This window comes from Actinosynnema sp. NPDC002837 (assembly GCF_040295345.1).
In the GTDB taxonomy this organism is placed as follows: domain Bacteria; phylum Actinomycetota; class Actinomycetes; order Mycobacteriales; family Pseudonocardiaceae; genus Actinosynnema.
This window is the reverse complement of record NZ_JBEOVG010000057.1, coordinates 1-13,797: the sequence shown is the minus strand read 5'-3', so window position 1 is coordinate 13,797 and position 13,797 is coordinate 1. Positions and strand designations below refer to the sequence as shown.

Below are 13,797 nucleotides of genomic sequence, written 5' to 3'. Positions count from 1 at the left end.
GCCCCGCCCGGTCGGTGGGGACCCCCTGCGGTTCCCACCGACCGGCCGCGCGAAGGAGGATCATGAGCAGGACTTCGTCGATCACCGGCCTGGCCGCCGCGGCGGCCCTCGTGGTGGCGTCGCAGGCGATCGGCGCGGAGCCGTCGTCCACCGCGACCGAACGCTGGGTGCACACGTGGGCGTCGATGCCCCAGTTGACCGAGTCGTCCAACATGCCACCCGCGCCGTTCACCCAGAACGGCGTGGTGCTGGCCAACGCCACCCTGCGCCAGACCGTGCACGTCTCCGTCGGCGGCAACCAGCTCAGGCTGCGGTTCTCCAACGCCTTCGGCGGCGCGCCACTGCCCATCACCGCCGTCACCGTCGCCGTGCCCCGCGGCGGTCTGGCCGGCGTCAACGCCGTCGAGCCCGGCACGTCGCGCCCGGTCACGTTTCACGGCAAGACGTCAACGACCATCCAGAAGGGCGCCCAGGCGGTCTCCGATCCGATCTCCTTCCCCCTCGCGGCCCAGGCGAACCTGACCGTCACGACGTACCTGGCACAGGGACAGGCCTCCACCGGCATCACCTCGCACCCCGGCTCGCGCACCACCTCGCACCTGCTGGCCGGCAACCACGTCGACGCGGACGCGATGTCCGGCTCCACGCCCACCGACCACTGGTACTTCCTCAGCGGCGTCGAGGTCCTATCCGGTCCGAGCACGGCCTCCCTGGTCGTGCTCGGCGACTCGTTGACCGACGGGCGGGGTTCCACCACCAACGGCAACAACCGCTGGCCCGACCAGCTCCTGGCCAGGCTCCAGGCCCAGCCGGACACCGCGGACGTCGCGGTGGTCAACCAGGGTGCGGGCGGCAACAGCGTGCTGCGGGGCGGCCTGGGACCGACCGCGCTGTCCCGCCTGGACCGCGACGTTCTGGCCCAGAGCGGGATCGAGTGGCTGGTGGTCTTCGAGGGCGTCAACGACATCGGCGGCTCCCCCGCCACCGACGCCGGCCGGCGCCAGATCGCCGCCGAGCTGATCGACGCCTACGACCAGATCATCCTCCAGTCCCAGGCCCAGGGCATCCGCGTCTTCGGCGCGACGCTCCTGCCGTTCGGGGGCAACGGCTACGACGACGCCGCGGGCCACCACGAGCAGGCCAGGCAGGCGGTCAACACCTGGATCCGCACCAGCGGCCGGTTCGACGCCGTGATCGACTTCGACCAGGCGGTCCGCGACCCCGCCCAGCCGCGCAGGCTCAAGGCCGCCTACGACAGCGGCGACCACCTGCACCTCAACCCCGCCGGCTACCGGGCGTTGGCGGACGCGGTGCCGGCGCACCTGCTCACCACCGCATAGGGCCGACAGGTCTGGGTGTTCCCTGTGAGTGCGCCGCGGCGGTGGTCCGCGGCGCACGGCCGGGTGCGCCGGATTCCCAGGGTTCTCCCAGGAGCGCCCAGGGATCGGCCAGGCAGGCGCGCCAGGCTCGGCCCCATGACGATGATCGAGGTAAAGGGCCTGACCAAGCGGTACGGGCCCGACACCGTGGTGGACGACCTGTCGTTCACCGTCGAGGCCGGGCAGGTGACCGGGTTCCTCGGGCCCAACGGCGCGGGCAAGTCCACGACCATGAAGGTGATCCTGGGGTTGGCGGCGCCCACGAGCGGTTCCGCCACCGTCGCCGGGCGCCGCTACCGCGACCTGCCCGTGCCGCTGACCGAGGTCGGCGCGCTGCTCGACGCGGGCGCCGTGCACGGCGCCCGCAAGGCGTACGACCACCTGCTGGCCCTGGCCGTGAGCAACGGCCTGCCCCGGCGGCGGGTCGACGAGGTGCTCGCCCGGACCGGGCTCGAAGGCGTGGCGGGCAAGCGGGCGGGCGGGTTCTCGCTCGGCATGCGGCAACGGCTCGGCATCGCGGCGGCGCTGCTGGGCGACCCGCGCGTGCTGATCTTCGACGAGCCGGTGAACGGGCTCGACCCCGAGGGCATCCGCTGGATCCGGGACTTCATGCGGTCCCTGGCCCGCGAGGGGCGCGCGGTGCTGGTCTCCAGCCACCTCATGAGCGAGATGGCGCAGACCGCCGACCACCTGGTCGTCATCGGCCGCGGCCGGCTCATCGCCGACACGGGCGTGGCCGAGTTCCTGCGCGGCAGCGGCGAGGGCGCCGTGCTCGTCCGCACGCCCGAGCCGGCCGAGTTCGCGCTGCGGCTGACCGCGTCCGGCGCGACCGTGCGGGAAGGTCCCGAGTCGTCGCTGGTCGTGGCCGGCCTGACGAACGAGGAGATCGGCAAGCTCGCCGCCTACCACCGCGTCGTGCTCACCGAGCTGACACCGCAGCGGCCCTCGCTCGAGGACGCCTTCATGGAGCTGACCAGGGACAGCGTCGAGTACCAGGGGGCGGCGGCGTGAGCGGCCTGGTGACCCGGGTGCGGTTCGGCCACGCCCTGCACGCGGAGTGGGTGAAGCTCCGCGGCCTGCGTTCCACCTGGTACACCCTGGCCTGCCTGTTCGGGGTCGGGCTCGGCATCACGTTCCTGTCGATGGGCACGGCGGGCGCGGAGTACGCGGGCTCCTCCGCCGCGGAGCGACTGGCGTGGGACCCGACGAACCTCAGCCTGACCACCTACATCGTCGCCCAGCTGATCATCGGCGTGCTCGGCATCCTGGCCGTCACCTCCGAGTACGCGACCGGCCTGCTGCGCACGTCGCTGGCCGCCACCCCGCGCCGCCACCGGCTGCTGGCGGCCAAGGTGGCGGTGGCCACCGCCGTCGCCGCGGTGGCGGGCGAGGCGCTGATGTTCGCCGCGTTCCTGCTCGGCCAGGCGCTCCTCGCCGGGCAGGGCGTGCCGCACGCGCGGCTCGGCGACCCGGGCGTGCTGCCGGCCGTGGCGGGCGGCGGGCTCTACCTCGCGGCGATCGCGCTGCTCGCGATCGGTCTCGGGACGATCATGCGTGCCACGGCGGGCGCGCTCGCCACGCTGGTGGGGATCGTGTTCCTGGTGCCGGCGATGTCGGGGCTGTTCCCGTCGTGGCTCCAGGGCCTGTTCGACTTCTGGCCGAGCAAGGGCGCGGTCGCGGTGCTCACCACGGTGCCGGACCCCGCCTACCCGCACCCCTGGCTGAACCTGGCCGGGATGTGCCTCGGTGTCGCCGCGGTGCTGGCCGCCGCCTTCGTCGTCTTCCGGCGTCGTGACGTGTGATGGTCGCGCTGCGGGAGGTGTGCCGGGGCGTGGTGGCGGCGGTCGCGGCGCTGGCCGCCATGGCGGGAGTCGCGGCGGCCGGGCTGTTCCTGCTCGACGCCGACCGGATCGGCGCGTTCGGCGGGCTGACGGCGGCCGTGGTCGCCCTGGCCGCGGGCGGGTCGGCGGAGTTCGGCGCGGTGCCGTCGGGTGATCTGCCGTTCGCCGTGCGGGGTGGCGTCACGGTGGTGCCGCTGGGTGTCTCGCTGGTGGGCGCGGTGGTGCTGGGGTGGCTGCTGCTGCGCGGTCGGGACGGTCTGCTCGGTCGCGGTGCGGCGGCGGTCGTGGCGTTCCCGGCGGGGCTGGCGGCGGTGGCGTGGTCGGCTCGGGGAACGGTGACTCTGCCGGGCGGTGCGACGGGCGGCGGGTCCGGGGCGTCCGCCTGCGGGGTGCCGGCGGCGGGTCCGCTCGGCCGGGGCGGGTCGGTCGACGCGCTCGGTGCCGGGTTCGCGGTGCCGGTCTGGTCCGCGGCGGCGGGCGCGGTGGGCTGGGTGCTCGCGGTCGTCGGGGTGTGCTGGCTGGTCACGCGGTTCCGGGTGCGCGTGCGGGGCGTGGTGTGGACGGCGGTCGCGCTCACGGTCGCGTGCCTGCTCGTCGCGTCGGTGTCCGGGGGTGCCGCGGCGACCGGTGCGGTGCTGCTCGGGCTGCCGGTGGTGGTGTTCGGCGCGGTGTCGCTCGGGCTGGGCGTGCCGTGGACCTTGACCTCGGACGGCGCGCTCTCGTGCGTCCTGGACGCGGTCGCGCCTCCCGCGCCGGGCGGGCCGCTGACGTGGGTCGCGGCGGTCGTGCTGCTGGTTCTCGGCGTCGTCGTCGCCCGGTCCGTCGGTCCCGACGGCGGGCCGCTGCGCCGTGCCGCGCGCGCCTCGACGCGGCTCGCGCCGGCGGTGGGGGCGGCGCTGGCCGGGTCGGCGCTGCTGTCACGCGTGTCGGTGGAGCTGGGCATCGGCGCGTTCGGGTTCACGCTCCCGGTCCTGGACGCGCGGTTGGCGGCGGACCCGCCGGCGGCGCTCGGGCTGGGGCTGGTGGCCGGCGCCGCGGCGGGCTTCGCGGGCAGCCTGCTCGTCGACGGTTCCCTCAGGTTGGCCTCCGTATCCTGGCCGGCGTGGAGGGACAGGGACGGGCGATGACGCTGCTGGTGGTGGACGACGAGGCCACGGTGCGCGAGCTGCTGTCCGCGACGCTGAGGTTCGCCGGCTTCCGGGTGACGTCCGCGGCGACCGGCGCCGAGGCGCTCGCCGCGGCCACCGCGGAGCCGCCCGACCTCGTGCTGCTCGACGTGATGCTGCCGGACGTGGACGGGTTCGAGGTGGTCCGGCGGCTGCGCGAGCGGCGCGCGGAGGGCCACCGCGGTCCGGTGCCCGTCCTCTTCCTCACCGCGCGGGACCGCCAGTCCGACAAGGTCACCGGGCTGTCGCTCGGCGCGGACGACTACGTGACCAAGCCGTTCGACCTGGAGGAGCTGATCGCCCGGATCCGCGCGATCCTGCGCCGCACCTCGGGCCACCAGGCCGGCGTGCTGACCGTGGGCGCGCTCGCGCTCGACGCCGAGGGCCACCAGGTGACGCGGGCGGGCCGGCCCGTCCGCGTCTCCCCCACCGAGTTCCGGCTCCTGCGCTACCTGATGGAGAACGCCGGGCGCGTGGTGTCCAAGGCGCAGATCCTCGACCGGGTGTAGCGCTACGACTTCGGCGGCGACGCGGGCATCGTCGACACCTACATCTCCTACCTGCGGCGCAAGGTCGACGTCGAGGACCCCAAGCTGATCCACACCGTGCACGGCGTCGGCTACGTGATGCGGGAGCCGACGGGGTGAGGCGCGTGCTGGGCCGGTTCTCGCTGCGGGCCAGGCTGCTGCTGCTCACCGCGGGCCTGCTGCTGGCCGGGTTGGGCCTCGTCGGCGCGGTCGTGTCCGACCAGCTGGAGCGCTACCAGCTCGCCCGGATCGACGACCAGCTGCGCTCGTTCGCCGAGATCGTCTCCGGCGTGTCGACCACCGGGCCGCCCGAGGCCGTCGACGCCACCCGCCACCCCGACCTCCTCGACCCGGCCCTCGACCTGGTCGGCACGCCGTACCTGGTGTACCTGGACGCGGACGGCGAGCCCGCGGGCGGTATCCAGGCCGCCCGGCTGGCCGGCGCGACGGTGCCCTCGCCCGACGAGCTGCGCGCCGTCCCGACCGGGGGTGACGCCGTGGACCTGCTCGCCGCGGGCGACTCGGCGCGGTGGCGTGCCGTGGCCCGGCCGGTCACCGGCTGGGGCGGCACGGTGATCGCCGCTGCGCCGCTCGCCGAGGCCGACGCCACCGTCGCCCGGCTCCGCGCGACGAGCCTGGCCGGAGGCGGCGTGCTGCTCGTGCTGCTGACGGCGGTCGGCTGGTTCGCGCTCGGCCGCGGCCTGCGACCCCTGCGCCGGATCGAGCACACCGCCGCCGCCATCGCCGACGGCGACCTCACCCGGCGCGTGCCCGTCCTCGCCGCGCCGACCACGGAGGTCGGGCACCTCGCGGCCTCCCTCAACACCATGCTGGGCCAGCTCGAACAGGCCTTCGCCGACCGGGCCGCGGCGCAGGCCCGCACGCGCGCGTTCCTGTCGGACGTCAGCCACGAGCTGCGCACGCCGCTGTTCGGCATCAAGGGCTCGACGGAGCTCTACCGGATGGGCGCGCTGCCCGAGCGCGCCGACGTGGACGAGGCGATGCGCCGGATCGACCGCGAGGCCACCCGGCTCACCGCCCTCACCGAGGACCTGCTGCTGCTCGCCCGGCTGGACGAGGCGCCCGAGGGCCAGCTCGACCCCGCCCCGATGGACCTGCGCACCCTCGCCAACGACGCCCGGCACGACCTGCGCGCCCTCGACCCGTCCCGGACGGTGGAGCTGACCGGCCCCGGCGGCGCCGGACCACCCGGCCCGGCCCCGGTGCACGGCGACGAGGACCGCCTGCGCCAGGTCGTCACCAACCTGGTCGGCAACGCCGCCACCTACACCCCGCCGGGCACCACCGTCCGCATCGGCGTCGGCACGGCGGACGGCCGCGCCGTGCTGGAGGTGGCCGACGAGGGCCCCGGCCTGACCGCCGAGCAGGCGACCCGCGTCTTCGACCGCTTCTACCGCGCCGACCACTCCCGCAACCGCACGGGCGGCGCCAACGCCGGACTGGGCCTGGCCATCGCCCGCTCCCTCGCCCGCGCGCACGACGGCGACCTCGACCTCGACACGGCCCTCGGCGAAGGCGCCCGCTTCCGGCTCACCCTGCCCCTGCTCGACCACGACTGACGCGCCGGACCGCTCCGGCGCAGCAGCCTCCCGACGCGGTCGCGCGGCACGGCTTTGCGCAACGTTCCGCAACCCGGTCCACTCGTGCGAGCGCCGCAGGCTCTCGGCGGCGGCACACCACTGCCGCGAACAGGCCAACTTCACGGTTGCGCCTGGACAGCGGCTGGTGAGCGGGGCGGTTCGGCGTCCACCCTGCTCCGACCACCATCCGCCGCCGCGTTCGCCTGGGTGAGCGCGGCCCATCCTGATCAAGGAGTGCTCGTATGTCTCGGAGCAGCGGCTTGCGCAGACGCTTCACCACCTTCCTCGCCCTCACGTCCGCCGTGTTCCTCGGCGCCTCGTTGACGGCCACGCCCGCACAGGCGGCCTACGGTCCCGCGCAACCGGTGGACATCCAGCTCAGGGGTTACTCGGGCGGTTACACCACGCTGGTCGGCCGACTGGTCGGCACGGTCCGGTTCGACGACGGCAACTCCCTCTACCGGCTGGACCTGACGCTGTGCCGCCAGTCCAGCTACACGAGCACGAAGCTCACGGTCAACGTCAACGGCGCCTTCCACCAGTGGTACTCCCGCGAGGACGGCTACCGGCCGGAGGCCTGCGGCGGCGGGCACGGCCTGTCCGGCGTGGTCAACGTCGACCTGCCCTACGCCGGCGTCGTGCAGAACATCGGCCTGGTCTACGAAGGGCTCCACTTCTCGGGCTCGACCGCGACGCCGGTCTCGCGCGGCGCGTTCTACGACAACCCGTTCAACTGAGGTCGCGACCCGGGTGGCGGCCCCCGCCACCCGGTCCGCCGATGTTCGCCGCCTGTTCGCCTCGCCGCGACCATCGGCGGGTTGACGACGTCACGCCCCGGCCGGGAACCTCGGTGCCGGCCGATGATCTCCGCGACACCGGCCGCTCCGCCGCCGTGCCACTCGACACCGGATGGAGGGCATGGTCGTCGTGACCGCCCAGCTGACCGACCCGTCCCGCACCCCTTCCCGAACCAGGCGGACGACCGTGAGACTGCTGAGCGCGCTCGTGGGCGCGACTCTGCTCGCGGTGCTCGTGCCCGGCGCCGCGTGGGCCGAGCCGCCACAGGCCCTGCCCGCGAGCCACGCCGCCGCCGACGGCAAGTGGCAGCCGGCGTTCGACTACGACACCGACGGCTGCTACCCGACACCGGCGATCTCGCCGTCCGGCGCGGTGGCCACCGGGCTGAAGAACTCCGGCGCCCTCAACGGCCAGTGCCGCGACCAGTCCGACCTGGACAACACGAACTCGTACTCGCGCTCCAAGTGCAACAACAACTGGTGCGCCTACCTCTACGACCTGTACTTCGAGAAGGACCAGGCCGTGGCCGGCTGGGACTGCTGCGGCCACCGCCACGACATCGAGCACGTCGTCGTGTGGGTCAGCGGCGACCAGGCCCACTACGTGTCCACGTCCGCGCACGGCAAGTACTCGACCTACCCGCGTTCCCAGGTCGCCTGGGAGGGCACGCACCCCAAGATCGTCTACCACAAGGACGGCCTGAGCACGCACTGCTTCCGCCTCGCGGGCGCGGGCGAGCAGCCGGAGAACCACTACGGCACGTGGCAGTACCCGGACCTGGTCAGCTGGGACCACTTCCCCGCCGGCATCCGCGACATCCTGGTGAGGGCCGACTTCGGCAGCGCGAGCCTGGCCATCAAGGACGGCGCGTTCAACCACAACCTCGCGCAGGCGAAGCCGAGCGGCATCCCGTTCGACCCGAACGCCTGACCCGGCGCGGGAACCCCGTCCGCCCGGGCGGGGTTCCCGTCACCCGGTGAAGTGGACGTCGTAGCGGTCCTGCTCCGACCGCAGGGCGTCGAACGTGTCCAGGCCGCGCGCGATGCGGCCCAGGTGGCGGAAGTAGCCGAACCGCTCGACACCGGGCGTGAGGACGACGAGCAGGTCGGCGTGATGGCCCGGAGCGGCGCCGAACGCGTGCGGCACGTTCGGCGGCACGATGACCAGCCCGCCGCGGTCCACTGTGGTCGTCGTACCGTGCCGGAACTCCAGCACGCCGTCGAGCACGTAGAACAGCTCGCTGGACCGTTCGTGGAAATGGGGCTTCGCGCCGTCCGCGCCGACGTCGAGGGTCAGCCGGTTGACGCCGAACGCGCCGCCGTCGGCCAGGAGCCGGAACGCGCTGCCACCGGTCAGGGGCACGAGCTCGGCGGTGTCGGCGGGGATGACGGTGATCGTTGACATGCCCCGAGTCAAGCGCGGGAACAACGCGCGGACCAGGAGCGGTTGACGATGGTGGGGATCACCGGACGTGATGGATCGAGGGGGCGTGGAGTTCCGGCAGTTGGAGGCCTTCCTGGCGGTCGTCGACGAAGGCGGGTTCGGGCGGGCGGCGCAGCGGCTGCACATCGTGCAGTCGGCGGTGAGCCAGCAGGTCAAGCGGCTGGAGCGGGAGCTCGGCGTGACGCTGTTCGACCGCGGTGGGCGCCTGGTGCGGCTTTCGGCGGCCGGTGAACGGCTGCTGCCCGAGGCACGGGCCGTGCTCGCGGCCGTGCGGCGCACCCGCGAGGTGGCCGCGCGGGTGGCGTCCGGTGCGGAGGGCGTGGTGCGGCTGGGCACGGTCAACGGCGCCGGCGAACGCCTCTACCGCGCGTTGGCCAGGCTGGACGCCGCGGGGCTGCGGGTGCGGCTGGACCAGTCGCCACCGGCGCGGCGGCTGGCGGCCGTGCGGGACGGGGAGCTGGACGCGGCCCTGGTGCGGGCGGCGACCGACGCGCCGGGGCTGACGGTCGTGCCGGTGTGGACCGATCCGCTGCACGTGGCGCTGCCGGCCGCCCTCGCCGACCGCCGGGAATCGCACCTCGGCGATCTCGCCGACCTGCCGCTGCGACTGGCTCCCCGCGAGCACAACCCGCCGTTCCACGACCTGATCACGACGGCGCTGCGGGCGTCGGGCCCCGTGCCGCCGGCCGGGCCGCCGTTCACCACGCTCCAGCGGACCCTGGCGGACATCGCGTCGGGACCACCGTCGTGGACGGTGCTCTACCGGGTCACGGACCTGCCGCCCGCACCGGGTATCGCGTTCCGGCAGCTCGCCGACCCGGTCCTCACCACCTCGCTCGTCCTGCCCGCCACGCCCTCGCCGGTGCGACGCACCTGCTCGCCGCGTTCGGGCGATGACGGGTCAGTCGTACTTGTCCTGGTTGAGGAAACGCGCGAAACCGCGCCACGAGTTCGGGCCCATCACCCCGTCGATCGGGCCCGTGTAGCCCCACCGTGCCGCCAACCGCTGCACGGCCGCCCACGTCTGCGCACCGGGCACGCCATCGATCGGACCCGCGTAGCCGTACGCGCGCATCGCCCGCTGCAACGCCGCGTACGTGCTCGTGCCCGGCACGCCGTCGATCGGCCCGGTGTACCCCTGCTCGAGGCGCAACCAGTTCTGCGCCCGCTGCCACAGGACGGTGCCCGGGACGCCGTCCTGCTCGGTGGTCGTCTTGGGCAGCCCGGCGCCGCTGCCGAGGTAGAGCAACGGGTTGATGCGCGTGCCGCCCGGGTCGATCATGTGCCAGTGCAGGTGCGGTCCGGTGGACGAGCCCGATCCCGGCGCGCCGACCGCGCCGCCGGACAGCCCCACCACACCGCCCATGCCGACCCGCGTGCCGTTGGCCACCAGGAACTGCGAGAGGTGCAGGTACTGGGTGCGGTAGCCGTTGTCGTGCCGGATGGTGACGGTGTGGCCGCCCGTGCCGTTGTCCGGGGTGTTGGTCACCACGCCGCCGCCGGCCGCGGGCAGCCGGGTGCCGACGGCCATGCCGTAGTCGATGCCGCCGAGCGAACCGCGGTTGAGGTGGTCCTGCCAGGTGCCGGTGATCCGGTAGCCGGTGAAGGGGTGGTAGAAGCCCGGGACCGCGGCCTCGGCCACGCCCGCGCCGAACGCGGTGACGACACCGGCCGCCACCGTCCCGCGCAGCAGGGCACGTCTGCCGATCCAGTCGTTGGTCATCGTCCGAACGTAGGGACGGCGGTGGCGCGCTGACAACGTGCGTTCGGCCGACGGCCATTCGGGTGGGCGGCACGCCCGCGGCGGAGGTCCGACCACGGGACCGAACGGGTCAAACGCCGCCGAGCCGCCGGCCGGGCACCACCGAGCCGGGCGGCACGTTCACCGCCTCGACCCGGGTCTCCTCGGCCGACAGCGTGAACCGGCTGAAGCAGCCGGTGTCCCAGCGCAGTCGCCGCACGCCCTCCAGGTCCGCCCCGAGCGCCCGTCCGACCAGCCACGAGTGCGGCCCGGCGTGGCCGACCACGAGCACGCGCTTGCCGCCGTAGCGCGCGGGCAGGTCGTCGAAGAACGCCAACGCACGGGCCGCATCGGGCGCGACCTCGACCAAGTCGCCGTTCAGGACCGGTTCCCGCAGGGCCTCGGAGCGCTCGACCGTCACGTCCAGTCCCGCGGTCGCGAGCCGGGCGGTGTCCCAGGCCACTGCGAAGTCCGAGCTGAACACGACGTCCGGCACGAACCTCCGCACCGCCGCGCCCGCCGCCCACGCCTCCGCCCGACCGTGCGCGGACAGCCCCGTCCCGAACGGGTCCGGGTGGCCCTCGCGCGGGTGGTCGGGCTCGCCGTGGCGGAGGAAGAGCAGGTCGACCTCGTGCCCGCCGACCTCGACCGAGGGCCCCTCGGTCCGTTCGAGCTCGATGATGTCGAGCACGTCGTCGCAGACTTCCTCGGGCAGCTTCCCCCGGATCTCCAGGGGCACGCCGACCGGCCGGAAAGCCGAGTGCAGCTGGTGGATCCGGGCCTCGTCCATCCGCTGGAGCGGGTCGCGGAGCAGGTTGCGGTGCAGCAGGTCGGCCACGTCGGCGGTCAGCGAGATCGTGATCAGCTGGTAGCCGCGCCGTTCGAAGCGCAACGCCTGGCCGGCCAGGAAGTCGACGTCCTCGAACACGCCGTCCACCACCGGCAGGAAGCCGCTGTCGCAATAGGACAGCGCGAGGTCGAGGCATGCCAGTTCGGAGGCCCCCAGGGTGAAGGCAGTGAAGTCGCGCGGGTGCGCCATGTACCTGACGGAATCGTTCGACACGCGGACCGACGGTGGCAGCGCGTCCCTGAGCAGGGCCGCCGTCGTCGTCTTCCCCGTGCCGGGAAGGCCGCGGATCAGCACGGCGAACCGCCGCCCCACCACATCACCCGTCTTCACGTCGATGGCCGTCACCGGGCGCCGAGCCTAGCGCACCGGCCGCCACCACCCGTGAGGCGACCGCACGTCGGGGGACCGTCGCCGATCCCCCGACGCGGTCCTCAGTAGACGGTCGCCTGCCGGGACGTCGACCGGATGCCGTTGGCGCCGTTGAAGATGCGGTTGCCCCAGTTGGTCAGGCCGGCGCGGTTGAAGCCGGTGACCATGTCGAGGTACTCGACGCCGCCGCCGTTGCCGCTCCACGACCAGCCGAGGTAGCCGATGCGCTGCGACTGGGCCGTGGCCATGATCGCGTTCTCGTCGGGGTTGCCGTCGGAGTGGTTGTCGCCGAACTCGCCGACCACGATCGGCAACCGGGCGTTGACGAACGCGTTGAGGTAGGAACTGACCTCCGACGCGGTGTCGTACACGCCGTACATGTGGATGGAGAAGACGGTGTTGCGCTGGGGGTCGGCGTTGAACACCGTGGACGCGTTGTCGCGCATGGTGTTCGACCAGTCCTGGCCCCAGTTCGGCGCGTCCACCATCAGGGTGTGGGTGAAGCCGTTGGACCGCAGGCGCGAGATGGCGTTGCGGGTGTCGTTGGTCCAGTTGCCGTAGTTGTTGTTGCCGTACGGCTCGTTGCCGATGTTGATGATGACGTACTTCTCCTGGCCCACGAGCGCGCTCTTGACGCCCAGCCAGTAGTCCACCGCCTTGTTCAGGTCCACCGCGCCGCCCTGCTCGCCGTAGCCGGTGGTGTCGTGCGCTTCGAGCACGCAGATCAGCCGGTTCGACCTGCACTGCGAGACGATCGCGGACACCGCCGAGGTGCTGGTCCACGTCCAGCGCGCGCCCGTGCTCAGCACGACCCGCACGCTGTTCGCGCCCAACGCCTTGATGTCCGCCAGCGCCTGCGACGTCCGCTCGGGGTACCAGGCGTGCGCGTGGTTGACCCCACGCATCACGAACTCACTGCCGTTCGCGTCGTACAACCGCCCGTTGCCGACGTAGAACCCGTTCGCGGCCGACGCCGCCGGCGTGCTGAGCAGCGGCGCGAGCAACGCCGCCACCGCCACCAAAGCCCATCGTTTGACCACGTCTACCTCACCATGTCGTCGTTGACATCGTTGACATCCGAACCGGCGGCGACAACTCGTTCGAAGGCGAATGCAATCAGTTAACCGGTTAAGCGTCAACCCCCAACGCACGATCGGAGGCATCCCACCACCAACCATGAATCGGTTAAGCACATTGCTACGATCACCACCCGCCACCCGAGGAGGTCGAACGTGCCGTCAACGGCCCGGGACGCACTGGTCGCACTGGCCACCCTGCTGGCCCCCGACGTCCCGGACGTCGCCACCCGCGTGACCAATGCCCACGACGACCCCGACGGCTACCTCCACACCCACGCCGACCGCCTCGACGAACGCGGCATCGACGAGCCCGTGCCCGAGCTGGCGTGGATCGCCCTGGTCGACGCCCTCACCGACCACCACCTGCTGGCCGAGGTGGACTGGAAGGAAGCGGCCGGCGAGATCATCGCCCAACTCCGAACCCTGCGATCCAGCCCCACCGACCCCACAGCCTGGGCCTGGTTCACCGACCTCACGGACGACCAACCGGCCTACGACTTCCTCGACCGTGCGGGCACGGAACTCCGCGCCACCGGCACCACCCTCGCCGTGCTCGACATCGAGTCCGACTGCTACCCCCTCGTCCTACTCCCCAATCCCCACGCCAACACCGCGCGCGACCTCGCCACCACCGCAGGCTTCACCGCCAGCATCCTCGGCACACCAAACCCCACCGCCCCACCCCCAACCCCTTGAGCCCCCAAACCCCCTGAGCCACCAACCCCTGAGCCACCAACCCGCATGCCCACCCTTACTCGCCGCCGGGCCGCCGTTTTATCCGGCTAACGGAAGACATGCGATTCGGGTTGTCCCCGGTTGCACTCTTCGCCCAACCGAGTGATCCACCGCCCCACCCCCACCCACAACGGACCCGCAGCGCACCCACCGAGTCCACCACACCCAGCCCTCCCACAACGGACCCGCACATCCCCACCTAGGCCCGATTTGACATGGGTTCGGGTGCCATAGGCTGGTCGAAGCCGGGCAGGCTTGGCGGACGCTT

At 73.1% G+C, this 13,797-nt stretch carries 12 protein-coding genes and 3 pseudogenes; 11 read left to right on the top strand and 4 right to left on the bottom strand.

What is annotated here, in order from left to right:
* The first annotated feature begins 62 nt into the window (after nucleotides 1–62).
* The 9 genes and pseudogenes from ABTZ99_RS30260 (at nucleotide 63) to ABTZ99_RS30220 (ending at nucleotide 8,242) form a co-directional block, all read left to right on the top strand.
* Nucleotides 63–1,340 carry an SGNH/GDSL hydrolase family protein gene (locus ABTZ99_RS30260; protein WP_499616026.1) on the top strand — a complete coding sequence of 426 codons (1,278 nt, stop codon included), beginning with the start codon at nucleotides 63–65 and terminating at the stop codon, nucleotides 1,338–1,340.
* Nucleotides 1,341–1,481: 141 nt separating this feature from the next.
* Nucleotides 1,482–2,390 (top strand): ABC transporter ATP-binding protein, encoded by a 909-nt coding sequence (locus tag ABTZ99_RS30255; RefSeq protein WP_499616057.1) that lies wholly within the window; start codon nucleotides 1,482–1,484, stop codon nucleotides 2,388–2,390.
* Nucleotides 2,387–3,181 (top strand): ABC transporter permease, encoded by a 795-nt coding sequence (locus ABTZ99_RS30250; protein WP_499616023.1) that lies wholly within the window; start codon nucleotides 2,387–2,389, stop codon nucleotides 3,179–3,181. Before ABTZ99_RS30255 ends, ABTZ99_RS30250 begins: the two co-directional genes overlap by 4 nt.
* Nucleotides 3,181–4,347 carry a streptophobe family protein gene (locus ABTZ99_RS30245; protein ID WP_499616020.1) on the top strand — a complete coding sequence of 389 codons (1,167 nt, stop codon included), beginning with the start codon at nucleotides 3,181–3,183 and terminating at the stop codon, nucleotides 4,345–4,347. Before ABTZ99_RS30250 ends, ABTZ99_RS30245 begins: the two co-directional genes overlap by 1 nt.
* Nucleotides 4,344–4,712: pseudogene (locus tag ABTZ99_RS30240) on the top strand (response regulator); the annotation flags it as partial. The gene ABTZ99_RS30245 and the pseudogene ABTZ99_RS30240, both read left to right, overlap by 4 nt.
* A gap of 21 nt (nucleotides 4,713–4,733) precedes the next feature.
* Nucleotides 4,734–5,033: pseudogene (locus ABTZ99_RS30235) on the top strand (winged helix-turn-helix domain-containing protein).
* Entirely contained in the window at nucleotides 5,030–6,493 is a 1,464-nt protein-coding gene (locus tag ABTZ99_RS30230; protein WP_499616017.1) for a HAMP domain-containing sensor histidine kinase, read from the top strand. Before ABTZ99_RS30235 ends, ABTZ99_RS30230 begins: the two are co-directional and overlap by 4 nt.
* A 263-nt stretch (nucleotides 6,494–6,756) precedes the next feature.
* Nucleotides 6,757–7,251: a hypothetical protein gene (locus tag ABTZ99_RS30225; protein ID WP_498783533.1), complete on the top strand. Its 495-nt coding sequence runs from the start codon at nucleotides 6,757–6,759 to the stop codon at nucleotides 7,249–7,251.
* 181 nt (nucleotides 7,252–7,432) lie between these two features.
* Nucleotides 7,433–8,242 carry an NPP1 family protein gene (locus ABTZ99_RS30220; RefSeq protein WP_499616014.1) on the top strand — a complete coding sequence of 270 codons (810 nt, stop codon included), beginning with the start codon at nucleotides 7,433–7,435 and terminating at the stop codon, nucleotides 8,240–8,242.
* A gap of 39 nt (nucleotides 8,243–8,281) precedes the next feature.
* Here ABTZ99_RS30220 and ABTZ99_RS30215 read toward each other — a convergent pair whose 3' ends face one another.
* Nucleotides 8,282–8,716 carry a cupin domain-containing protein gene (locus ABTZ99_RS30215; protein ID WP_498783529.1) on the bottom strand — a complete coding sequence of 145 codons (435 nt, stop codon included), beginning with the start codon at nucleotides 8,714–8,716 and terminating at the stop codon, nucleotides 8,282–8,284.
* Nucleotides 8,717–8,786: 70 nt separating this feature from the next.
* Between ABTZ99_RS30215 and ABTZ99_RS30210 the strand changes: the two are divergent.
* Nucleotides 8,787–9,521 (top strand): annotated as a pseudogene (locus tag ABTZ99_RS30210) (LysR family transcriptional regulator); the annotation flags it as partial.
* A gap of 135 nt (nucleotides 9,522–9,656) precedes the next feature.
* On the opposite strand, the gene ABTZ99_RS30205 reads toward ABTZ99_RS30210, so the two are convergent.
* The 3 genes from ABTZ99_RS30205 to ABTZ99_RS30195 form a co-directional block, all read right to left on the bottom strand.
* On the bottom strand, nucleotides 9,657–10,478 hold the full coding sequence (locus ABTZ99_RS30205) for a peptidoglycan DD-metalloendopeptidase family protein (RefSeq protein WP_499616011.1): 822 nt from the start codon (nucleotides 10,476–10,478) through the stop codon (nucleotides 9,657–9,659).
* A gap of 109 nt (nucleotides 10,479–10,587) precedes the next feature.
* On the bottom strand, nucleotides 10,588–11,691 hold the full coding sequence (locus tag ABTZ99_RS30200) for a histidine phosphatase family protein (protein ID WP_499616009.1): 1,104 nt from the start codon (nucleotides 11,689–11,691) through the stop codon (nucleotides 10,588–10,590).
* Between the two features lie 86 nt (nucleotides 11,692–11,777).
* On the bottom strand, nucleotides 11,778–12,755 hold the full coding sequence (locus ABTZ99_RS30195; RefSeq protein ID WP_499616006.1) for a cellulase family glycosylhydrolase: 978 nt from the start codon (nucleotides 12,753–12,755) through the stop codon (nucleotides 11,778–11,780).
* A gap of 192 nt (nucleotides 12,756–12,947) precedes the next feature.
* On the opposite strand from ABTZ99_RS30195, the gene ABTZ99_RS30190 reads away from it, so the two are divergent.
* Nucleotides 12,948–13,490, top strand: coding sequence for a DUF6630 family protein (locus tag ABTZ99_RS30190; protein WP_499616004.1), 543 nt, complete (start codon nucleotides 12,948–12,950; stop codon nucleotides 13,488–13,490).
* The last annotated feature ends 307 nt before the right edge of the window (nucleotides 13,491–13,797 follow it).